Origin of the sequence: Streptomyces sp. NBC_00212 (genome assembly GCF_045206365.1) — a bacterium.
GTDB lineage: Bacteria > Actinomycetota > Actinomycetes > Streptomycetales > Streptomycetaceae > Streptomyces.
Genome location: NZ_CP108116.1, coordinates 378853 through 396701, shown reverse-complemented (window position 1 = coordinate 396701; position 17849 = coordinate 378853). Strand labels below are relative to the sequence as shown.

The 17849-nt window shown below is 71.6% G+C and carries 14 protein-coding genes; 10 read left to right on the top strand and 4 right to left on the bottom strand.

Annotated features, from left to right (window positions below):
- Positions 1-130: 130 nt before the first annotated feature.
- The 4 genes from OHA17_RS41530 to OHA17_RS41515 form a co-directional block, all read right to left on the bottom strand.
- A complete protein-coding gene (locus OHA17_RS41530; protein WP_331721524.1) occupies positions 131-1102 on the bottom strand; it encodes a hypothetical protein in 972 nt (323 codons plus the stop codon).
- The gene (locus OHA17_RS41525) at positions 1099-2157 is read right to left on the bottom strand and encodes a hypothetical protein (protein WP_331721523.1); all 1059 of its coding nucleotides are present in this window, start codon (positions 2155-2157) and stop codon (positions 1099-1101) included. The genes OHA17_RS41530 and OHA17_RS41525 overlap by 4 nt, the downstream gene beginning before the upstream one ends.
- 72 nt (positions 2158-2229) lie before the next feature.
- Positions 2230-3294: a hypothetical protein gene (locus OHA17_RS41520; protein ID WP_331721522.1), complete on the bottom strand. Its 1065-nt coding sequence runs from the start codon at positions 3292-3294 to the stop codon at positions 2230-2232.
- Positions 3295-3894: 600 nt separating this feature from the next.
- The gene (locus tag OHA17_RS41515) at positions 3895-4329 is read right to left on the bottom strand and encodes an SUKH-3 domain-containing protein (protein WP_331721521.1); all 435 of its coding nucleotides are present in this window, start codon (positions 4327-4329) and stop codon (positions 3895-3897) included.
- 589 nt (positions 4330-4918) lie between these two features.
- On the opposite strand from OHA17_RS41515, the gene OHA17_RS41510 reads away from it, so the two are divergent.
- From OHA17_RS41510 to OHA17_RS41465, 10 genes are read left to right on the top strand one after another with little or no spacing between them, the layout of a single operon-like run.
- Positions 4919-5851 (top strand): conjugal transfer protein, encoded by a 933-nt coding sequence (locus OHA17_RS41510; protein WP_331721520.1) that lies wholly within the window; start codon positions 4919-4921, stop codon positions 5849-5851.
- The gene (locus tag OHA17_RS41505; protein ID WP_331721519.1) at positions 5848-6180 is read left to right on the top strand and encodes a hypothetical protein; all 333 of its coding nucleotides are present in this window, start codon (positions 5848-5850) and stop codon (positions 6178-6180) included. Before OHA17_RS41510 ends, OHA17_RS41505 begins: the two co-directional genes overlap by 4 nt.
- 23 nt (positions 6181-6203) lie before the next feature.
- Positions 6204-6794 carry a hypothetical protein gene (locus OHA17_RS41500; protein ID WP_331721588.1) on the top strand — a complete coding sequence of 197 codons (591 nt, stop codon included), beginning with the start codon at positions 6204-6206 and terminating at the stop codon, positions 6792-6794.
- Complete coding sequence (locus OHA17_RS41495; protein ID WP_331721518.1) at positions 6791-9475, top strand: ATP-binding protein; 2685 nt, start codon at positions 6791-6793, stop codon at positions 9473-9475. The genes OHA17_RS41500 and OHA17_RS41495 overlap by 4 nt, the downstream gene beginning before the upstream one ends.
- Entirely contained in the window at positions 9472-9837 is a 366-nt protein-coding gene (locus tag OHA17_RS41490) for a hypothetical protein (protein ID WP_331721517.1), read from the top strand. The genes OHA17_RS41495 and OHA17_RS41490 overlap by 4 nt, the downstream gene beginning before the upstream one ends.
- Positions 9837-12482, top strand: a complete 2646-nt coding sequence (locus tag OHA17_RS41485) for a hypothetical protein (RefSeq protein WP_331721516.1) — start codon at positions 9837-9839, stop codon at positions 12480-12482. The genes OHA17_RS41490 and OHA17_RS41485 overlap by 1 nt, the downstream gene beginning before the upstream one ends.
- Positions 12483-12523: 41 nt before the next feature.
- Positions 12524-13645, top strand: a complete 1122-nt coding sequence (locus OHA17_RS41480) for an NlpC/P60 family protein (RefSeq protein WP_331721515.1) — start codon at positions 12524-12526, stop codon at positions 13643-13645.
- Complete coding sequence (locus OHA17_RS41475) at positions 13642-14313, top strand: hypothetical protein (protein ID WP_331721514.1); 672 nt, start codon at positions 13642-13644, stop codon at positions 14311-14313. Before OHA17_RS41480 ends, OHA17_RS41475 begins: the two co-directional genes overlap by 4 nt.
- The gene (locus OHA17_RS41470; RefSeq protein ID WP_331721513.1) at positions 14289-16919 is read left to right on the top strand and encodes an ATP/GTP-binding protein; all 2631 of its coding nucleotides are present in this window, start codon (positions 14289-14291) and stop codon (positions 16917-16919) included. Before OHA17_RS41475 ends, OHA17_RS41470 begins: the two co-directional genes overlap by 25 nt.
- A 5-nt stretch (positions 16920-16924) precedes the next feature.
- Complete coding sequence (locus tag OHA17_RS41465; RefSeq protein ID WP_331721587.1) at positions 16925-17842, top strand: replication-relaxation family protein; 918 nt, start codon at positions 16925-16927, stop codon at positions 17840-17842.
- The last annotated feature ends 7 nt before the right edge of the window (positions 17843-17849 follow it).

Here is a 17849-nt window from a genome sequence, read left to right as displayed (position 1 = left end):
TGAGCCAGTACGCCGACAACCGGGCGAAAACTGAAGGGGCACGCGGAAGCGGAAGGGCACAGAGACCGTCTGTCACACTGCGCCCCAGCAAGAGCCCCGCCGACGGTGCCTGGCAGAACTGACCATCAACTCATCGAGGAAGAGCCGCTCGGCCTGCCTCCCGGGCCTCGCTCAACGCCTGGTCGAAGGCGCCCGTGATGACCGCGGCCTGCGCGGCGATGCCGTCGACTTCCTCGATTGCGTGCTCGTCCCCTGCGGTGCGCGCCATGAGGTCAAGTACTTGGTCGCTCCGGTCGTTGAGGTAGTGGATCTGCTCGAGTTCCTCGTACCGCGCGTCCGCTTCCGCGGTCTGCTGCGCGTAGTCCTCCAGGGCTCGCACCCGGCAGGTGATCCCGCGCAGACTGGCTTCCAGTGCGCGCCTCCGGTCCTGCAGCACGCTGATCAGGGCGGCGCCCTGTGGATGGTCGGGTTCCTGGCGGCAGAGTTTGCTGTACAGGGCCAGCGACAGTGCGATCTCCCACAGCTGAGCGGGGAGCATGTACTCGTTGCCAATACGGTCGATCAGATCTTCGCGGTGTACCCGGGACGCCACGATGCCGTGCTGGGCGTGGTGGGCACGGGCGAGCAGGTGCCAGGCGTCGTCGGTGAGTTCGTCGGCCAGGACGTAGCGGCCGTGCGCGGCGGTGAGTGCCCTTCGGCGGCTGTTGTCGATCGCGTGGTCCAAGGCTGCGAGGAGGGCGACCACGGCGACGAGCAGCGCGGTGAATGTCACTGTGGTGCGCACGTAGGGCACGGCCGTGTGGGCCAGCTTCTGTTCGAGCGTCGCGAGGGCGATCCGGCTGACGTTCGATGGGGCGCTGGCCCGGTGCAGGCCGTAGACGAGCAGCGCGCCGATTGCGGCGGGGATGCTGCCCTTGAGGAGCACGGGCAGGGCGGTCCTGAGCGGTGAGTGCAGCCGGGGGCGGGGAGGGGTATCCGCGCCGGCCGGGACCAGCAAGGCGTGGGGCGCCCGCTGGGCCAGGGTGCGCTGGCGCGGGGGCAGGTCGGGGTCGATGACGCGGTCGGGCACCGGAAACGCGTCGGTCTGCTGGGGCTCGGTCACTGGTCGTCTCCTCGCGGGTGGGCGGACGGGGCGGTGGGGCAACCGAGTCCGGGGCCGGCGGCTGTGGGGCGCGGGCTCCAACCGGGATGGTCCAGCTGCTGGAGATGGGCCGTGGCCGCGCGGTACGCGACCGCGGCCTGGTCGAGTGCGTGGGTCGCATCCTCGATCAGTGCATCGGGCAGGAGTTCCGTTTCCGGTGCGCTCTGGACCGCCTGCTCCATGGTCCCGGCTGTGCCTTCGCCTGTTCCGGAGCGGGCGATGCGGCGGTCCCGCTCCTGCTTCGCGGCTCGGGTCTCGGCAGCCTGGCAGGCGAGTTGGGTGAACAGGTCCTGGCAGGCACGGAGCCGGACGCGGACGGAGGATGCAGCGGGCTGGGTGAGCACTCCGGCGATGTCCCACAGCAGGCGGTGGCCGAGCTCGACGGCCTGGGCCAGTTCGGGAGTCTCGTGGTCGTCGGCGGCCTGAATGATCTGGTGGCAGACGATGAAGGCCTGCATCTCCCGCAGACCGGTTTCGTGTCGGATGATGCGTGCGTGCACCCGGGCCCGCGCGTCAAGGCGCCCGGGCAGGTGCTCGGCGAGCGCCGGGATGAGCAGCATCAGGGGCAGGCCGATATCGGCCGGCAGTCCGTTGGCCATCGCCGCGCCCACCAGCGTCAGCGCGACGAAGGCGGCGAGCGCGGTGGTGCTGGTGATCCAGAACCGGTAGCGCGCATCGAAGTAGATCCGCAGCGGCGGTCGCCGGGTGAGCCAGCGGCCGGCCAGTCGCGCGGTACGGGACGGCGTCGGTGACAGCACGGCGACCTGCAGCGGCACGACCGGCACTTCTTCGGACAGCGGAGCCGGCCAGCGCAGCCATCCCCAGTCGGTGCGCTCGTCGATCCGGGTGAGTTCCTCCCCGCGGTGGCCCTCCTGTCGGTAGCCGGGTCCCCCGTCGAAGGCCGAAGCCTTGATCCGGGCCTGGGCCTGCTGGAGTTCGTGCCGCCAGCGGCCGGGCTCGGTGGTGAAGGGGCGCAGTTCCGGGTCCGGCAGGGGGCGGTGGGGTGCGGTGGTCATGGTCTCCTCGGTCCGCTCGGGAACGGGTGTGCGTGTGATGGAGGTTCAGGTGCCGCTCGGCACCGCCGGATGTCACGGGGCAGCGGCGGCAAGGGTGCAGGGGGTGCAGCGGCCGTCACTGCCGGGGTGGGCGCGGCGCGGGGTAGGGCCGGTACAGGTAGTGCACGGCGGCCAGTTGAGGCAGGCCGGGCAGAGGTCTTCGCCCGGGGCGGGGCCGGGGTTGCCGCAGGCGGCGCATTCGACGAGCACCCGGCGGGCGATGGCCTCGGCCGGCGATCGTTCGGCGGCTCCCGCTGTCGTCGGCTCGCTGAGGGTGAGCTCGACGGAGTGGGGCGTCGGGGTGCTCTGGGCGGCGCGGAGCCGGGCGGCGATGATCGCGGCAACCGACGTATGGACCGGGCGGGGCAGCGGGCGGCCGGCGATGACGTGCTCGATCTGCTGGGCGCCCCAGCCATGGTCCAGCAGCGCGGTGACGACCGTGCCCTGGTCGTGGAGCGCCGGTCCGGTCAGCAGCAGTTCCGGGTGCCGGGTCCCGAGGGCGAGCAGCAGCCGCACACCGGGCGTGGCCTCGATCCGTTGTGCCGCTTCGGGCGGTGCGGCGGGGGCCGTTGGCCGGCTGGCGCTTTCGCGCGCGGGCGCGGTACGGACGGACGGATGGACGGGGCTGGTGTTCTGCTTGGTGGTCTTCTTTCTCTTGGTGTTCTTTGGTGTCGGATTTGCCAGCGCAGGATTATCCAGTGCTGGATTTTCCGACACAGGTTGCGACCTGCGGTTTTGTGGTGCCGGTACGGCTGGGGCCGCGTCGCCGAACAGATCGTAGAGATGAGCGGGCATGTCGGTGATGGCGTAGACGGCCTCACCGAGCGTCCCGTCGTCGCGCCGCGCCCGGTCCCGGGCCAAATAGCCGTAGCGCTCCAGCTCCTTGAGCCCCGCGATGACGGCGCCCCGTCCGTCGGTGGAGCACTTGGCAAGCTCGGCGACGGTGACCCGCCAGCCGTCCCGGTGGGTGGAAATCAGCCCGAACAGGCCCTTGGCCTTGAAGCTGATCCGGGGGTCGCGGAAGAGGGCGTTGGAGATCTGCGTGAAGCGGTCGCCAGCCATCGTCCCGCGCCGGACCCCCGCCCCGTAGCCGCTCATCGCGAGCCTCCCGCCGAAGCCGCGGCAGATTGACGGAGGTCGGCGAGAGCCGAGCCCGGGCGCGGGGTCGCGTCGGGTTGCGGGGCGAGAGGCCGGGCGTGGTGCGCATGTTCCATGTCCAGAGTCCACCCGCGGCCTCCGACCGGAACTCCGACCGGATGCTCCCACCAGGCGTCACGATCCGGTGACGTTCAAGCCCGTACCGCGTGGAGGGAGTTGTGGAGGGGCCCCTCCACAGGAGGTGAGCACCCTGCGGGGGCGTGCCCTGCGGGTGTCTTTCGCACCGTCAGCGGAGTGATGAGCATGGCAGCGGAGCGTCGAGGAGGTGGGGCGGTGTCGCACACCAACGGTCATGGCGCGCAGCCCGGGACCCTGACCGCGGTCCCCCACGCCCCGGCAGCCGTCGGAGAGCGGCCACCGCGGGGACCACCCGTCGCCCTCGTCCACGGGCGGACCGGCGCTGCGTGGCTGCCGTCGGCTTCACCGCACTGCGCCACGCGTGCGCCGAGGCGATCGCGCCCCGGGCGCATCACGCACCGCCATATGGCCGGACTGCGAGCCTCCTCAAGACATGGAGGCCACTCAGGCGACGCCGCGGTGTCAATCGACGACCGTGACCGGCATGAACCCCAACGCCAAGTTCTCCAAGGCTTGGGGCAGCCGACCGAAGGTAGCCACCCGCGCCTCAATCACGTAGAGCTCACCGAACTCGTCCAGCCCGAGAATCCCTCCCCGGCCCAGGTCGAGCTCACCGACCGGCGCGAACGTGCGGCTGAGCTCCGCTCCCCACTCAGTGAACCGGTCGCTCTCACCCACCAGAAGCTCGGGGTCAAACTCGAACGGCTCACGCGCCCGAGTAACCCCCGGGCCGCCATGCCCGAACACCAACCCACCGAACTCCCCGAGGAAGGACTCCGCCACCTCATGGAAGCGAAATCCATCCGCCTCCATCCGCTCCCGCCACACGGACGTGTCCACCCGCCGCCCCGGAACCCAACCAGCATCCCCGAGTACACGCTCCAGCTCTGGTGACATGCCCACATTCTGCCGAGCAGCCGCGCCGGGCGGGCAGCGATCACCTCACCGCCGGGAAACGAATTCCTTGGCAACGGTTTCCGCCCTTGACCAGAGCCACTCATGAACACCCTCACGAACTGCGAGGTGTCTACACGGTCGGTGCGCAGTCATGAGGTGAGAGGCGCGGTGTGCTGGCCGCTGCCGAACCGCCTTGCGCAGTGCGCAGTGCGCAGTCGGTCCAGCCTGGCGTCGGCGTTCCTTCGCTCCGCTTCGGGGGGGGGCTGCGCACGGTGTCGTCGGGTCTGGTCGCCGTGCGCAGTCCCTTCGGTTCGCCGGGCCCGGCCTCGTGCGCACCGGCCCGTCGATCTAGGGAGTGCGCAGCGCTGATGTGCCCTGGGCGCCGCACCGTGAGGGGCCACCGAACTTGGGGGCGGCTCTGGAGGGGGCAGTTGGCGTGGAGGGGGCGGTGGAGGGGTCCCTCCACCGCCCCCTCCAGGGTTTTGTGGCCGCTTCGTGATCGTGGAGGGGGCTGATCGGTCGGCGAATCGGTCGGGGCTGACGGGTTTCGTCCAGGTAGCAACACATCGCTTCTACCTGGGAGTTTCACATGTCTGCTGCGACTGGGTCCTCGGGCGGCGAGGCGCCGCCGATGGCTGCGGGGGTGGACCTTGCCCGGATGCGCCGTCAGGTCCGGCTCGGCCGCTGGGGGGTGTGGGCCGCGCTCGCGTGCGGGCCCCTGGCCCTGGCCGTGGCGGTCATGCCGTCGCCGACGGCGAAGGCAGCGGCTGCCCCTGAGCCGTCGGCCGGCACGGTGCGCACTGCGGCGGCCGCCGACCCGTCGGGTTATGCCGAACTGTTCCTGGCGGCTTGGCTGCGCAGTACCGCTTCGGATGAGAGCAGTGCGCAGGCGCGGCTCGCCCAGGCGTTGGCGCCGTCCGTTCCTCTGCCGCAGTCGGCGGGTGCGCAGTCGGTGCTGGAGCGCGCAGTGGCGGTGCGCAGTGCGCAGCACGAGGGCGGGCAGTGGTCGGTGACGGTGGCTGCGCAGTATGCCGACTTTTCGGTGCGCTACTTCGCGGTGCCCGTCGTGGCCGACGCGTCGGGGGGCTCGTTCACGGTCACGGGGGCGCCCGGTCAGGTGGCCGGCGCCGCGTCGGCGAAGGTGCCGGAGTCGGCGTACGGGGTGAGCCTGCCCGCGAAGGGGCTCCTTGCCTCCACGGTCGCCGAGTTCCTGCGCACCTATCTCACGGGTCTCGGCGAGGTGGACCGCTACCTGGCTCCGGGGGCCAAGCTCGCCGCACTGTCCGGGACGTCGTACACCGACCTCCAGGTCGAGCAGGCGAGCGCCATCGAGGAAGCGGCGGCCGCCGAGACGGTTCCGGCGGACGGCACCCAGGCCCGGGTGCGGGTCCAGATCAAAGCGCAGGACAAGGCCGGGGCGTGGCCGCTGGCCTACGAGCTGACGCTCACCGCGCGGGCCGGCCGCTGGGAAGTGTCCGCGTTCGCCACCGCTTCGATCGCGGGCGGGGGTGGTCGGTCGTGAACACCGTGCACTCGGTGGTGCTGGCCGGGAAGCTCGATGACCTCGGCAACTCGTGGATCGACATGTTCACCACGTGGGGCACCCGGGGACTGAAGGCCGCCCTGATCGTGATCGTCGTCGTCGAGATGGTGCGGCGGTTCTCCATCAAAGCCGGGATCGGGGCGCTGCTGTTGATGGCGATCGCCCTGGGTCTGTACGAGTCCCGCGACGACCTCGCGGCGATCTTCACCGATCAGGTCAAGAACCCCACCAAGAAGTCGGCTCCCGCCGTGGTGGTGCCCGTGCGTCCGCTGGATGCGACGTCCTCGGGGACGGGGGGCGGGCTGTGAGTACGAGCAGCGCGGCGCCACGCATGGGGCGCTTCTATACGGCGGCCCGCCGGCACCCGTGGGTGCTGGGGAAGGTCGCAGATTTCAAGATCCCGCTCGGGCCGTACACGCCTGCGCAGATCGCGGTCGCGGCCATCGGCGGGCTGCTGCTGGTCGAGACGGTGGCGTGGTGGTCCTGGCTGGGGCCGCTCCCGCTGGCTGTGTGGGTGGTGGCGATCTGGGTGGTGCGCCGTCCGAAGTTCGCCGGGCGGGCGCCGTTTCCGGCGGTGGTCGGCTGGCTGGGTCTGCTGGCACAGCCAGCCGCCGGACGGATCGGCGGCCGCGCGGCGCGGGATCGCGCACCGCGTCCGCTGCGTGGCGGCTTCGTCATCGAGGACCTGGCCGGCCTCCAGGCCGTGCCGGTTCCCCGGCCGCCGCGGCCCACCGGCCTCGCGCTGGGACGCCCGGGGCGGCCGGCGCTCCGGTCACAGAGGCCGGTGAAGCTGCGGGGACGGCGGCCGCAGCCGCGGTCGGCCGCTCGCCGTCCGGAGGCAGCAAGCGTGCGGGTGGCCTCACCGGCTCAGCGCCTGATGGCCCAGGCCGCAGCGCGCCAGAAGCAGGGGAGTTCGTCGTGAGGGTGCCGATCCGTCATCTCGCCGGGCATCTGCTGTGGTCGGCCCAGGGCGGGGTGTGGGCCATCTACCGCCTCCACCCCGGACCCGACGCTCAGGGAGCACTCAGCGAGACGGTCCAGGGGACCTACGTGCCGACGCAGGTGCGCGAGGAACTGCTGTCCAAGGCCGCGCACTTGGTGCGTTCCCTGTCCGGGTCGCCGCGGCTGTACGGGCTGTGCGCCCAGGTCGATGCGGGCGAGATCGCGCTGCGGATGCTGGAGGGGGTCGACCCGAAGGCGGGCAGCGCCGCCCGCCAGATGGGCCAGCATCCCTGGGCGGAGACCGCCGAGGCCGCGCTGGACCTGCTGGAAGGCCAGGAGATGCACCGCCGCACGCTGTGGCTGGCGGTGCCGCTGAACACCGAGAAGGGCGTGCTCACGTGGTCGGGCAGCGTCGGGGCGGTGTGGGCGGATCTCTCTTCTCAACTCGGTCTGGCTCCGGCCCCCGTCACCCGCCGTGAGGTGAGCGCCTACCGGCGCCAGGCCGAACAGGTCGAGGCGCAGTTGGCGGGGGCGGTGGCGTTCCGCCCCGCCCGCCCGGCCGAGGTCGTATGGATGCTCCAGCACGCGCTGCGCCGCGGGCTGGCAGAGCCGCTCTTGGCCGAGGCGGAGTCCAGCGCCCTGTACGGCGGCCGTGTGCAGGAGGGCGAGCTGCGCTCGCCGAGCTACGCCGATCTCGGTCAAGTCCGCCTGTTGGAAGGCGGCATCGACGGGGTCGAGAACGCCACCGCCGACGACGAGGACGACGACCGGGAGGCCGGTGGTGGGCGGCGCGGGCCCTGGTGGCGGCGCGGCACGTCCTCCCCGCTGCTGCGGCGCTGGCTGCAGGTGGAGACGGAGGACGGCTGCGGATACCAGGCCCACCTGGCGCTGGCCGAGTGCCCTCCGGCCGTCGGCGCCGACACAGCCGATCTCTTCGCTCAGCTGGAGGGGCTGGCGTTTCCCGTCGACTACTGCGTGGACCTGACCCTGGTACCGGCCGAGAAGGCCAAGGCCCAGGTACAGCGGAAGAAGAACGAGCTCGTCGACCAGGCCGACCAGTACGACGCCCGCCCCACTGGCATGCCCTCCACCCTGCTGGATGCCGCCCGGGATCTCGGCGAGCTCGATGCCCGCCTGTCACGGACCTCCGTCGAAGTCGAGGTCCAGTCGGTCACCGTGCTCAGCGTCTGGGCGGCCCGTGCGGCAGACTGCGACGCCCGCGCCCGGGCGCTTACCGCGCTGCTGGCCGGGGCGGACTACCGGGCGGTGCGCCCGGCCGGCCTGCAAGAAGCCCTCTTCACGCTCGGCCTGCCCGGCACGGTGCGGCCGCACACGGTCCGCGAGTTCGTCCAGCACCAGGTCTCAGAGGACTGGGCGATGAGCGGCGCCCTGACGCTCACCGAAGCGGGTGACCCGAACGGGATGCTGCTCGGGCTCGACCAGGACACCGGCACCACCCGGCCGGTCCTGTTGAACATCGCGGACGCTCCCAAGGCGGATGCCTCCGCGTCCTTCGCCGTCACCGGGGACCCCGGCGGCGGCAAGAGCGTGCTGCTGAAGATGCTCACCCAGTCGGAGGTGGACCGGGGCGGGCGGGCGATCTGTATCGACCGCACCCCGCTGCGCGAATGGGCCACCTTCGCCCGCTCCGCCGCCCCGGGCCGCTGCCAGATCATCGATGCCGCCGCAGCCGGGATCTCCATCGACCCGCTGCGCATGTTCCCCGGCACCACTCAAGGCACGCACTACGCGCTCAGCTACCTCACCCTCCAGCTCGGCATCGGGCCGATGACCGCCGCCGGCGGAGTCCTGCACCGGGCCGTGGAACAAGCCGCCCAGAGTGCCGCCCCGTCCATGCACCAGGTGACGGTCGAACTCCAGACGATGGCTGACGGTGGTACGGGGGCCCGTCAGGAGGCCGCTGCCACGTTGGTGGACCTGATGCGGATCGTCTCCTCCAACCCGCTCGCCCAGATGGTGTTCGACCCAAAGCTGCCGCCGGTCCGCCTGGAGCAGGACCTGGACTCAGACCTCATCGTGATCACCACCGCCGGGCTCACCCTGCCGCCCCAGGAAGCCTTCGCCCACCCCGAGGTGCTGCGCCAGCAGCCCTTGGAGGCATTGATCGGCCGGGCGGTGCTGTATCTGATCGCGGCGCTCGCCCGGCAGACCGCGTTCGCCGATGCGAGCCGGTTCTGCGCCATCGTGGCGGATGAGTTGTGGTGGCTGACCGGCTCCGCCGAGGGCACCGCGCTGATCAGCGAGATCCTCCACGACGGCCGCAAGCACAACGGCGGGCTGTTCGCCGGGGCCCAGGACGAGAAGGAACTCGGCCCGGACCGCGGCCTGTTCGCCTACCGCGCGCTCGCCCGCACCCAGGATCACAAGACCGCCCGCCGCGGCCTGGAGTTCATCGGACTCGACAGCACCGATCCCGAGCTGCTGCGGATCGTCACCACCGATCTGTCCCCCTTGCGCGACAAGAGCCGCAAGGGCGAAATGCTGCTGACCGCGCCACGCCTGAACACCTGCCGCGTCAAGGTCGCCATCCCCCGCCTGCACCGCATCCAGTCCGGCATCACCACCACCCCCGGCCAGCACCCCACCCCCGCCCCAGCAGACCTCACCGCGGCCGGCACGGCGAAGGAGCAGGCGGGATGACCACAAGCGAATGGGAGCGTTCCCGGCGCCGCGCCCAGACCGTCGGCGCGCTCGCTGTCCTGACCGTCCTGGCCGCCGTCCTCACGGTGTTCGCCACGGTCGGCGTCCCCGACGCCTGGTGGCCCCAGACCGGTTCCGCGTTCGCGGCCGGCCCGCACCCCACCGCGTCCCCGGCGCCCGCCGATCCGTGTGCCCTGATCACCGGACTGGCCAAGTCCTCCTGCACCCACGCCCCCGTTCCCTCCGGCGCACAACAGGACGGGGCAGGCGGGGCAGGCGCGGATGCCTGGCGGCTGGCGGTACCCGCCGTCGGACTGGTCCTCGTGTACGCGGTGCGCTCCAGCGGCCGGCGGAGGCGCTGATGCGGTGCCTGGATCGCGGCCGGCTGCGCGCCGTCAGCTTCACGGTGGTCATCACCGTGGTGTTCCTGCTCGTCAACGCCCAGGTCGCACACGCGGCGCAGAGCAGCGGCAGCGGCCTGCTCTCCCCGCTCAACATCACCAGCTCCGAGGGCGTGCCCATCGACGGCTACGAGCTGTCGGCCGAGGGCGGCAGCGTCTTCTCCTTCAAGTCCAACGCGTACGCCTTCATCATGTCGGGTCTGTTCACCCTGCTGCGCCTGGTGGTCGGCCTGGCGTGCTGGGCGATCGAGTTCGCCTTCAGGTTCCCGCTGCTCAAGATGCTGGCCGACCCGGCACAGAAGGCCGCCGACGCCTACAACCACGCCGTCATCGACAGTCTCGGCCTGAAGGGGCTGCTGCTGGCCTGGGCGTTCGTGTTCGGGCTGATCCTGTTCGTGCGCGGCAAGGCCGGCAAAGGCCTGGGCGAGATCGCCCTGACCCTGGTGATCGGCGCGCTCGCCGCGTCCGCGTTCGTCCGCCCCGACTACCTGCTCTCCCAGCACGGGCCGCTCGCCCAGAGTGAGCAGGCCGCCGCCGAAGTCGCCCGCGACACCGTCAACTCCCACTACTGGGGCGGGAAGATCGCCAGCGATCAGGGGCCGTGCAAAGGCATGGCCGGCCGCGCCGAACTCAAGTGCCTCCAGATCGAAGGGGCCAAACCGCTCTCGCCGTCCGAGGTGGCCCGACCGATCCAGGACTCCCTCACCAACGCCCTGGTCGTCAAGGGCTACATGCTGCTGGAGTACGGCCGCGTCCTGGACCCCGCCAAGGACGCCGACAAGAAGGCCTACGCCCTCCACCTCAAGTGGGTCTCCGGCGGCTACAAGCCCGAGAACCAGCCCAAGAAGAACAAGGACGCCTGCAATCTGCTCCGGGGACCCGCACGAAAGTACTGCGAGGACGGCATCGCCGGGCAGGTCAAGGGGCCCGATGCCGACCCGTTGCCCGGGCTCACCACCGGCGATGCCCTGCTGCAGGCTTCCCAGCCGGTACTGACGGAGGAAGACCAGCAGTTCGCCGCGTTCCTCAAGGACCTCAAGGACCAGGGCGGGCCGGTCGGCAAGGCCTGCGCCGAGTACGCCTCGCAGCCGACCGGCTGGCGCACCGCGGGCGCGCTCATGCTGTTCATCGCGTCCCTGCTGATCTGCGCGATCCCACTGTCCGCATCGGTGGTCCTGCTCGGCACCCAGGCCGCCGACGCCGGAGCGGCCGCGGTCGGCGGCGTCTCCTTCGTGTGGGGGATGCTGCCCGGCCCCAGCCGGCAGGTGGTGTGGAAGTGGGCCGCGATCTTCATCATGTCGGTCGCGGTCATGTTCCTGTGCTGCATGTTCCTGCCGTTCTACGGCATCGGCGTGGACGTGGTCTTCACCGACGGGCCCGACCTGCCGGCCGAGCGCCTGCTGGTCCTGGACGTCCTGGGCATCGTCGGACTCGCCTTCCACCGCGCCCTCATGCGGGGGATCTCCTCCTTCGGGCAGCGTCTGGCCATCCGGATGCGCTACGCGAAGATCGGCGGCACGCACCTGCCCGGGGACACCTCGGAGATCGGCGCCGCCCTGGCCGTGCACTCCAGCGGAGGAGCGGGGTTCGGAATCGGTGGGCTGCGCTCCCTGGCACTGTCCGGCTCCTACGGTCAACTCGGCACCCGCCACCGGCTGATGGCCTCCCTGGCCTCGCTGGTGGACGGGACAGGCATGCCCGTCGACTCCACCCGGCTGCTGGCCGATGCAGGGGCCGAGGCCTCCCGAGGCCTTGCACCGCTCGCCCTTGCCGCCACCGGTGTTCGGCTCGGGGCCCGCGGCGCCTGGGGACTGCTGGTGGGCCGCCGCCCGGACGACAAAGCTCTGGACCGGTGGCGCAAGCCCGACGCCGAGGTGGACAGCGCTGGAGCGGAAGGAGAGTTGGGAGCGGGGGGCGGTGCACGTCGCCGTGGGCCTGCCGACCGCTACCGGGATCCGGACGGAACCATCGCTGACCGGAACTCCGGAACCCTGTTGCACGACCAGCACCAGGACCGGACCCTGCTGTCCACCCGGGCCCACAACCGTCTCGTGCGGCTGCGCGGCTACCGGATCCTTCACCGCACGGGACGGATCGCGTACGGCTCCAGCTGGGGACTGCCGGCGAACATCCGGCGCGGCCGCCAACACGGCTCGCAGTACGCCCAGGACGCCCGCCAGCAGGTGAGGGTCTGGGGCAACACCGTCCGCGAGGACGGCCGGGCCTGGGCCGGTGCCGGCAGTACCGCAGCCCAGCGGCTGCGCGAACAGTCCGGTGACCGCAGGGCACCCGCTCCCGTCACCGGCCGGACCCTGCGCGCGGCTACCCCGCGGACCGGCCTCCCCGCCTCTCCTGCTCCGCCCTCCGTGCCTCCCATTCCCCCGATGCCCCCGGTGCCCCCGACCACGCCACCCGCACGTCCGTCCTGGGCCACAACCCCGGCTCCATCCACCACGCCGCCCCGGCCAGCCACCCCGGATCCGTCGGCGCTGCGGCGCAGGATCATCGACCGGCTCGGGGCCGGGGATCCGCCCGAGGCACGCCGCCGCATCCAGGACGAGATGCGTCGCCGCTTCGGCGACCCGGACGCGGGAGGTGGCGGATGAGACTGCCATCCCTGCCCCGGCCTCGGCGAGCCAGGTGGGCTGTGCTGCTCACGCTCGTGCTGTTCACCGCGGTGTGCTGCGCCGCCCCGCTCGCCGGGACCCTCAACGCGCTGGCCGCGCTCGCCGCCACCCGCTCCACCGCCAGCAACGACACAGGAGGCGGCACCATCGCCGACATCCCGCCCCGGATGCTGCAGGCCTACCAGAAGGCCATATCTCTCATCGGGCACGAAGTACCGGGCTGCCGGGGCCTGGACTGGCCGGTCCTCGCCGGGATCGCAAAGATCGAGTCGAACCACGCGGCCGGGCACAGCATCGCCGCCAACGGCGACATCACCCCGCGCATCTACGGCGTGCTCCTCAACGGCTCCGGGGTCGGCGGCAACACCACGACGGTCGGCGACAGCGACCGCGGGCGGTGGGACGGCACCGCGCAGGGCGAACGTGCCGTTGGTCCCTTCCAGTTCCTGCCCTCCACCTGGGATGACAGCGCGGGCCGCGATGCGAACGGCGACGGTGTCAAAGACCCGCACAACGCCGACGACGCAGCGCTCGGCGCAGCCGTCTACCTGTGCGGCAACGGGCGCGACCTGAGCGACCCGGCCCAGCTCCGCTCGGCGATCTTGCAGTACAACCACTCCGGCACCTACGCGGACGAAGTCCTCGGCTGGATCCGCCAATACCGGGCGGCCACCAGGAGCAGCATCGACCTGAGCCACGTGACCGGGACCGCGCGCACCGTCCTTGATGCGGCCCTGTCCCAACGGGGCATCCCCTACTCCTGGGGCGGCGGCGACGCGTCCGGCCCCACCACCGGAACCTGCTGCTCGCCCAGCGGAAAGTCGGGTGCCTCCATCACCGGCTTCGACTGCTCGGGCCTGACCCTGTACGCGTACGCCAAGGCCGGCGTCCGACTGCCGCGGACGGCGGCCGAGCAGGCCGGAGCCGGTCGGCGTATCCCCGCCTCGCAAGGACAAAGCGCGTTGGCACCGGGCGACTTGGTGTTCTACGCCTACGCCCCGGGCCGTGACTCGACGATCTACCACGTCGGGATCTACGCGGGGAACGGGCAGATGGTCAATGCCCCCCGCCCTGGGTCCTCGGTGCGTCTGGACGCCGTCGATGCCATGTCGGGTTTCGCGGGAGGGGCAAGGCTGCTGTGAACTCCCCACACCCGTTCCCCCGGGGGCCGCGTCGGGTCTGGCCGCTCGCGCTGAGCACCGGGCTGCTCACCTGCGGCGGTCTCCTCCTGCTCCTGCCCTCGCCGCACCCCACCGTGCCGGACTCGACGGCTGTCCGCACGTCGGCCTCAACGGCGCACGCTCCCGGGCGGACAAATCCGCCGCACAGCACTGCCACTGCTGTCGCACCCGATGCCTCGCCCGTCCGTGCGGCCGCCCCCTCCACGAGCCCTGCTGCGCTACCACCGGTCCCACCGCGCGGTGACGGTCCGGGCGGCGATCCGGCCATCCAGCACCTGCTGGACCTCTCCTGGACCCGGGACCTGCCGGACCGCGACGAGCAGCAGCTCCTGGCTGCCGGGCGGCGACTGTTGGCCGCCGATGCGAGCGGCGTGGGCCGCGACGCGTTCCCGGCCCTGTTCCCGCCCGGCGAACGACGTGTGGTGGTGCCGGCCTTCACCCGCATCCGCGTCCAGGCCGCCATCGCCCGCACTGACCCCGCCCACCCCAGCCGGGCGGTGGTGCACCTGGTGTGGGCGGGCGCCGACCGCGGCGGCACCTACACCGACGGACGCCTGACCGACCTGTCCTTCACCCGTACTCCCTCACAGAACGGAGCGACCGTATGGCAGCCCATGCCGCTGTCCTGACCCCACCATCGACGCCGACTGCTGCCGGACCCGTCCTGGGCGGTCTCCACCAGCTCGTCGGCAGCGTCGAGTGGATCACCGACCATGTCTGGCTGCTGCTCCTGGTCCTGGTGACCGCCGCTGTGGCCGGCGAACTTGTCGTACGACGCCTGGCCACGCGCGCCTCCCAGCAGCGCATGGCCCTCGACCTGGCGCCGGCACGGCACTTCGACCCTTCCACCGAGGAAATCCTGCGCCGTGGCATCGAACTGACCCGGGCCTCCACGTCCATGCCGTGGTGGGCACCCCGGCGCGCCAAGGCCGTGCGGATCCGGCTGCGCGCGGACGGCGCCAGCCCCCTGCTGTACCGCGTTGAGGGCCCGGCCGGCGCCGAACGGCTGCTGTCCACCACGCCGTTCGGCCCGCACGTCAAGGTCACCAAGGCCGCCCCGTTGGCGGACAAGCAGCGCCGTCACGAAGTGCGGGCGGAGTTCATGCTGCGCGGCAACCCGGTCGCCACCCTGCGCGACGTCCCGCTCGACCCGGACCCCTTGCAGCCGCTCGTGGACGCCGTCGCCGACCTGCGCGCCCACCTCGGCGACCTGGCCGAGCTCTGCATCGACCTGCAGCGTGCCCCCAAGATGGTGCTCAAGGCCCGCCGGTGGCAGCTGCTGGACGCCGCACGGCGCAGCGAGCGGGGCGAGGCCACGCGTCTGACCCGCTGGATGCACCGGGATCACCAGCGTCTTGAGGACTCCTGGCTTTTCCAGTTCAGCCAGATGCTCACGCCAGACGGCCGCCGGTCCCGGGAGGGCGGGCGCATGGTCATGACGCCGCCGCCGGTCCGGGTGGATACCGCCAAGGCCTTCGGCAAGCTCGCCGAGGACAGCCACCTGGTGCGGGTGCAGATCCTGGTGCGCTGCGCCTCCGACACCAAGGGCCGCGCCGAGGCCCATCTCTCCCGGCTCCAGGCCGCCATGGACGTGTTCGGCGGCTCGGCCCGGTTCGCCATAAGAGGATGGCGGATCGGGCCGTGGCGGCTGGGAGCCGACCGCTTCCCCCACCGCAAGGGGTTCGACCGGCGCTGGAGCACCGGCCAGTGCCAGCCGCCCAGCACCAACTGGGTTCAGCTGACCGAGCTCCTCGGCCTCCTCAAACCGCCCACCGTCCACTGCCGGCTCCCGCTGCTCCCCGCCGACCTGCCGTCCTTCGCGCACGACGATCCCTCCCTGCTCTTGCAGGGCTGGTACCAGAGTCCGGACGGACGGCGCCGCCTGGTGGCCACCCACGCGGCCGAGACTCTCTTCGAGGTCGCCGTGGGCAAGGCGGGCGGCGGCAAGACCGAACGGGCCCTGGCCCAGGCGATCGCCGTCGCGCACGCCGGCGGCGGACTCCTGTTCGTCGACCCGCACCGCGACTCCTGGAAGCGCGGCGCCCCCTACCTCGCCCACGACCACATCATGGGCCGCATCGCGCGGATCGACCTCAAAGCCACCGGACCCGACTCACTGATCAGCTCCTGGAATCTGATCGGCATGCACCACGGGCGGGCCCGGCACGAGGTTGTCGAGGACACCGTCGATGCGTTCGCCTCCGCGTTCGCCTGGGACGACACCAACGCGCCCCGCGCGATCGCCATCTTCACCCAGGCCCTCACCGTCCTGACCGCGATCAACGAGCTGGCCTGCAAGGCCCAGCGCCCTCACGACCAGGCCACCATCTTCCACGTCCGCGCCCTGCTCACCGACGCCGACTTCCGCACCAGCGCCCTAGCGGCCCTGCGCGACCACCTGGATGAGGAGTCGCGGGCCTGGTGGCAGACCGTCTTCCCGACCCTGCCGGCCGACTCCTTCAACATCCTCCTCAACCCGCTCACCCGGCTCGCCGCCAACCCCGTCACCCGGGCCTTCCTCGGCCAGGGCCACGGCGTCTACAACATCCGCGCCGCCATGGACGCCCAGATGGTCGTATGGGTGTGCACGGACGGCAACGGCCCCACCGACAAGCTGATCATCGCCCTGCTCGCCCGGGACCTGCTGCGCGCCGGACGCTCCCGCACCGACCTTCCCGAACACCAACGCGTCGCGTTCCGGGTCTACCTGGACGAGCTCATCACCCTGACCGGCACCGCCGCCGAGTCCATCGCGGCGATGTTCGAAGACCTGCGCAAGTTCCGCGTCCACATTCACGGCATGACCCAGATCCTGGCCCGGCTCCCCGTCTCGGTACGCCAGTCGTTGCTCCAGAACGCCTCCACCCTGTCCACCACCACCGGTTCCCGGGCTGCGGTCTCCGCCATCACCGAGGAATGGGGCGACCGGCCCAGCCCCGCCCACGTCGCCAACCTCGACCGCTACGACCACTACGCCCAGTTCACCGTCGACGGCCGCCGCGTCGGCCCCGTCCTCCTGAACGGCCCTCTGCTGGATGAGGTGTTCACCGGTCTGCGCGAGTCCGGCAAGGTCCGCGCCCTGGAAGCGGCCGCCGACCGCACGGCCGGGGCCTTGCCCCTGTCCGAACTCACCGACCGCGCCGCCGCCCAGCAGCAGCGCGTCCAGGACTTCCTCCTCGAACACGCACCCGCCGCCGTCGTCCCGCTCACCAAATCCAACAAGGAGTTCCAGTGACCGGCTTGCCCCTCCCCGTCGACAAGAGGGCGGTGCCCGTCTTCCTGCCCAGTCCGGTGGAACCGCTGCCCCACCAGCTGCTCGCCGCGTTGGCCCAGCACCGCATGGCCACCAACCAGCAACTCCAGGACATGCTGCGCCCCCAGGCAAGCCGGCTGAACATCGTCAAGCCGCTGAGCCGACTGCACAAGGAAGGCCTGGTCTCCTTCACCGTGCTCCCCAAGTCCAACAGCAGGCGCGCCTGGTTCCTCACCCCGGACGGGGCTCGCATCACCCGCGACTGGCCCCAGCTGCGCGGCCGGCCTCCCTACCCGATCACCTCGGCCTCCGCTGCCTCGATGAAGACACCGCACGTCCTGACCGTGGTCCGTGCCCACCTCGCCTTCGTCGAGGACGCGCGCCGTCGCGGCGACGAACACGGCCACCTCGACTGGACTCCCGAGGTCGCCCACTCGCTCGGGGACAGTGAGCGCGTCATCGCCGACGCTCTGATGTACTACGTCCTGCACGCCGGTGACGGCAGCCGCACCAAGCTTCGCGCCCTGGTCGAGGTAGACCGCGCCACCACCAGCAGCGAGCGCCTGGCCACCAAGCTCATCGACTACGCCCGCCTGCACACCTACACCCCCAGCCCCCCTGGGAGGCGCGCCGCCCAGGCGAACACGCCGCCGGCCTGGCAGCGCTGGTATCCCGTCTTCCCCCGCGTCCTGTTCATCCTCACCGGCGCCGGCCCCACAACCCTCGCCCACCGCATCGAGGACCTGCAGGCCATGGCCACCGAGCACCCGGCTGTCGCCCAACTCGCACGGAAGGTGCCGCTCGGCGCCGCAACGCTGGACGACCTCGAACAGCACGGCCCTACCGGGCCCGTCTGGACGCCGCTCAACGGGCAGGGTGAACGCCGCTCCTGGACCGAGTTGTGAGCGGGCC

Bases quoted from the DNA above. Each gene is read 5' to 3' on its own strand.
- OHA17_RS41525 (WP_331721523.1), bottom strand. From the start codon at position 2,157: ATGACCACCGCACCCCACCGCCCCCTGCCGGACCCGGAACTGCGCCCC.
- OHA17_RS41520 (WP_331721522.1), bottom strand. From the start codon at position 3,294: ATGAGCGGCTACGGGGCGGGGGTCCGGCGCGGGACGATGGCTGGCGAC.
- OHA17_RS41515 (WP_331721521.1), bottom strand. From the start codon at position 4,329: ATGTCACCAGAGCTGGAGCGTGTACTCGGGGATGCTGGTTGGGTTCCG.
- OHA17_RS41510 (WP_331721520.1), top strand. From the start codon at position 4,919: ATGTCTGCTGCGACTGGGTCCTCGGGCGGCGAGGCGCCGCCGATGGCT.
- OHA17_RS41500 (WP_331721588.1), top strand. From the start codon at position 6,204: ATGGGGCGCTTCTATACGGCGGCCCGCCGGCACCCGTGGGTGCTGGGG.
- OHA17_RS41490 (WP_331721517.1), top strand. From the start codon at position 9,472: ATGACCACAAGCGAATGGGAGCGTTCCCGGCGCCGCGCCCAGACCGTC.
- OHA17_RS41485 (WP_331721516.1), top strand. From the start codon at position 9,837: ATGCGGTGCCTGGATCGCGGCCGGCTGCGCGCCGTCAGCTTCACGGTG.
- OHA17_RS41470 (WP_331721513.1), top strand. From the start codon at position 14,289: ATGGCAGCCCATGCCGCTGTCCTGACCCCACCATCGACGCCGACTGCT.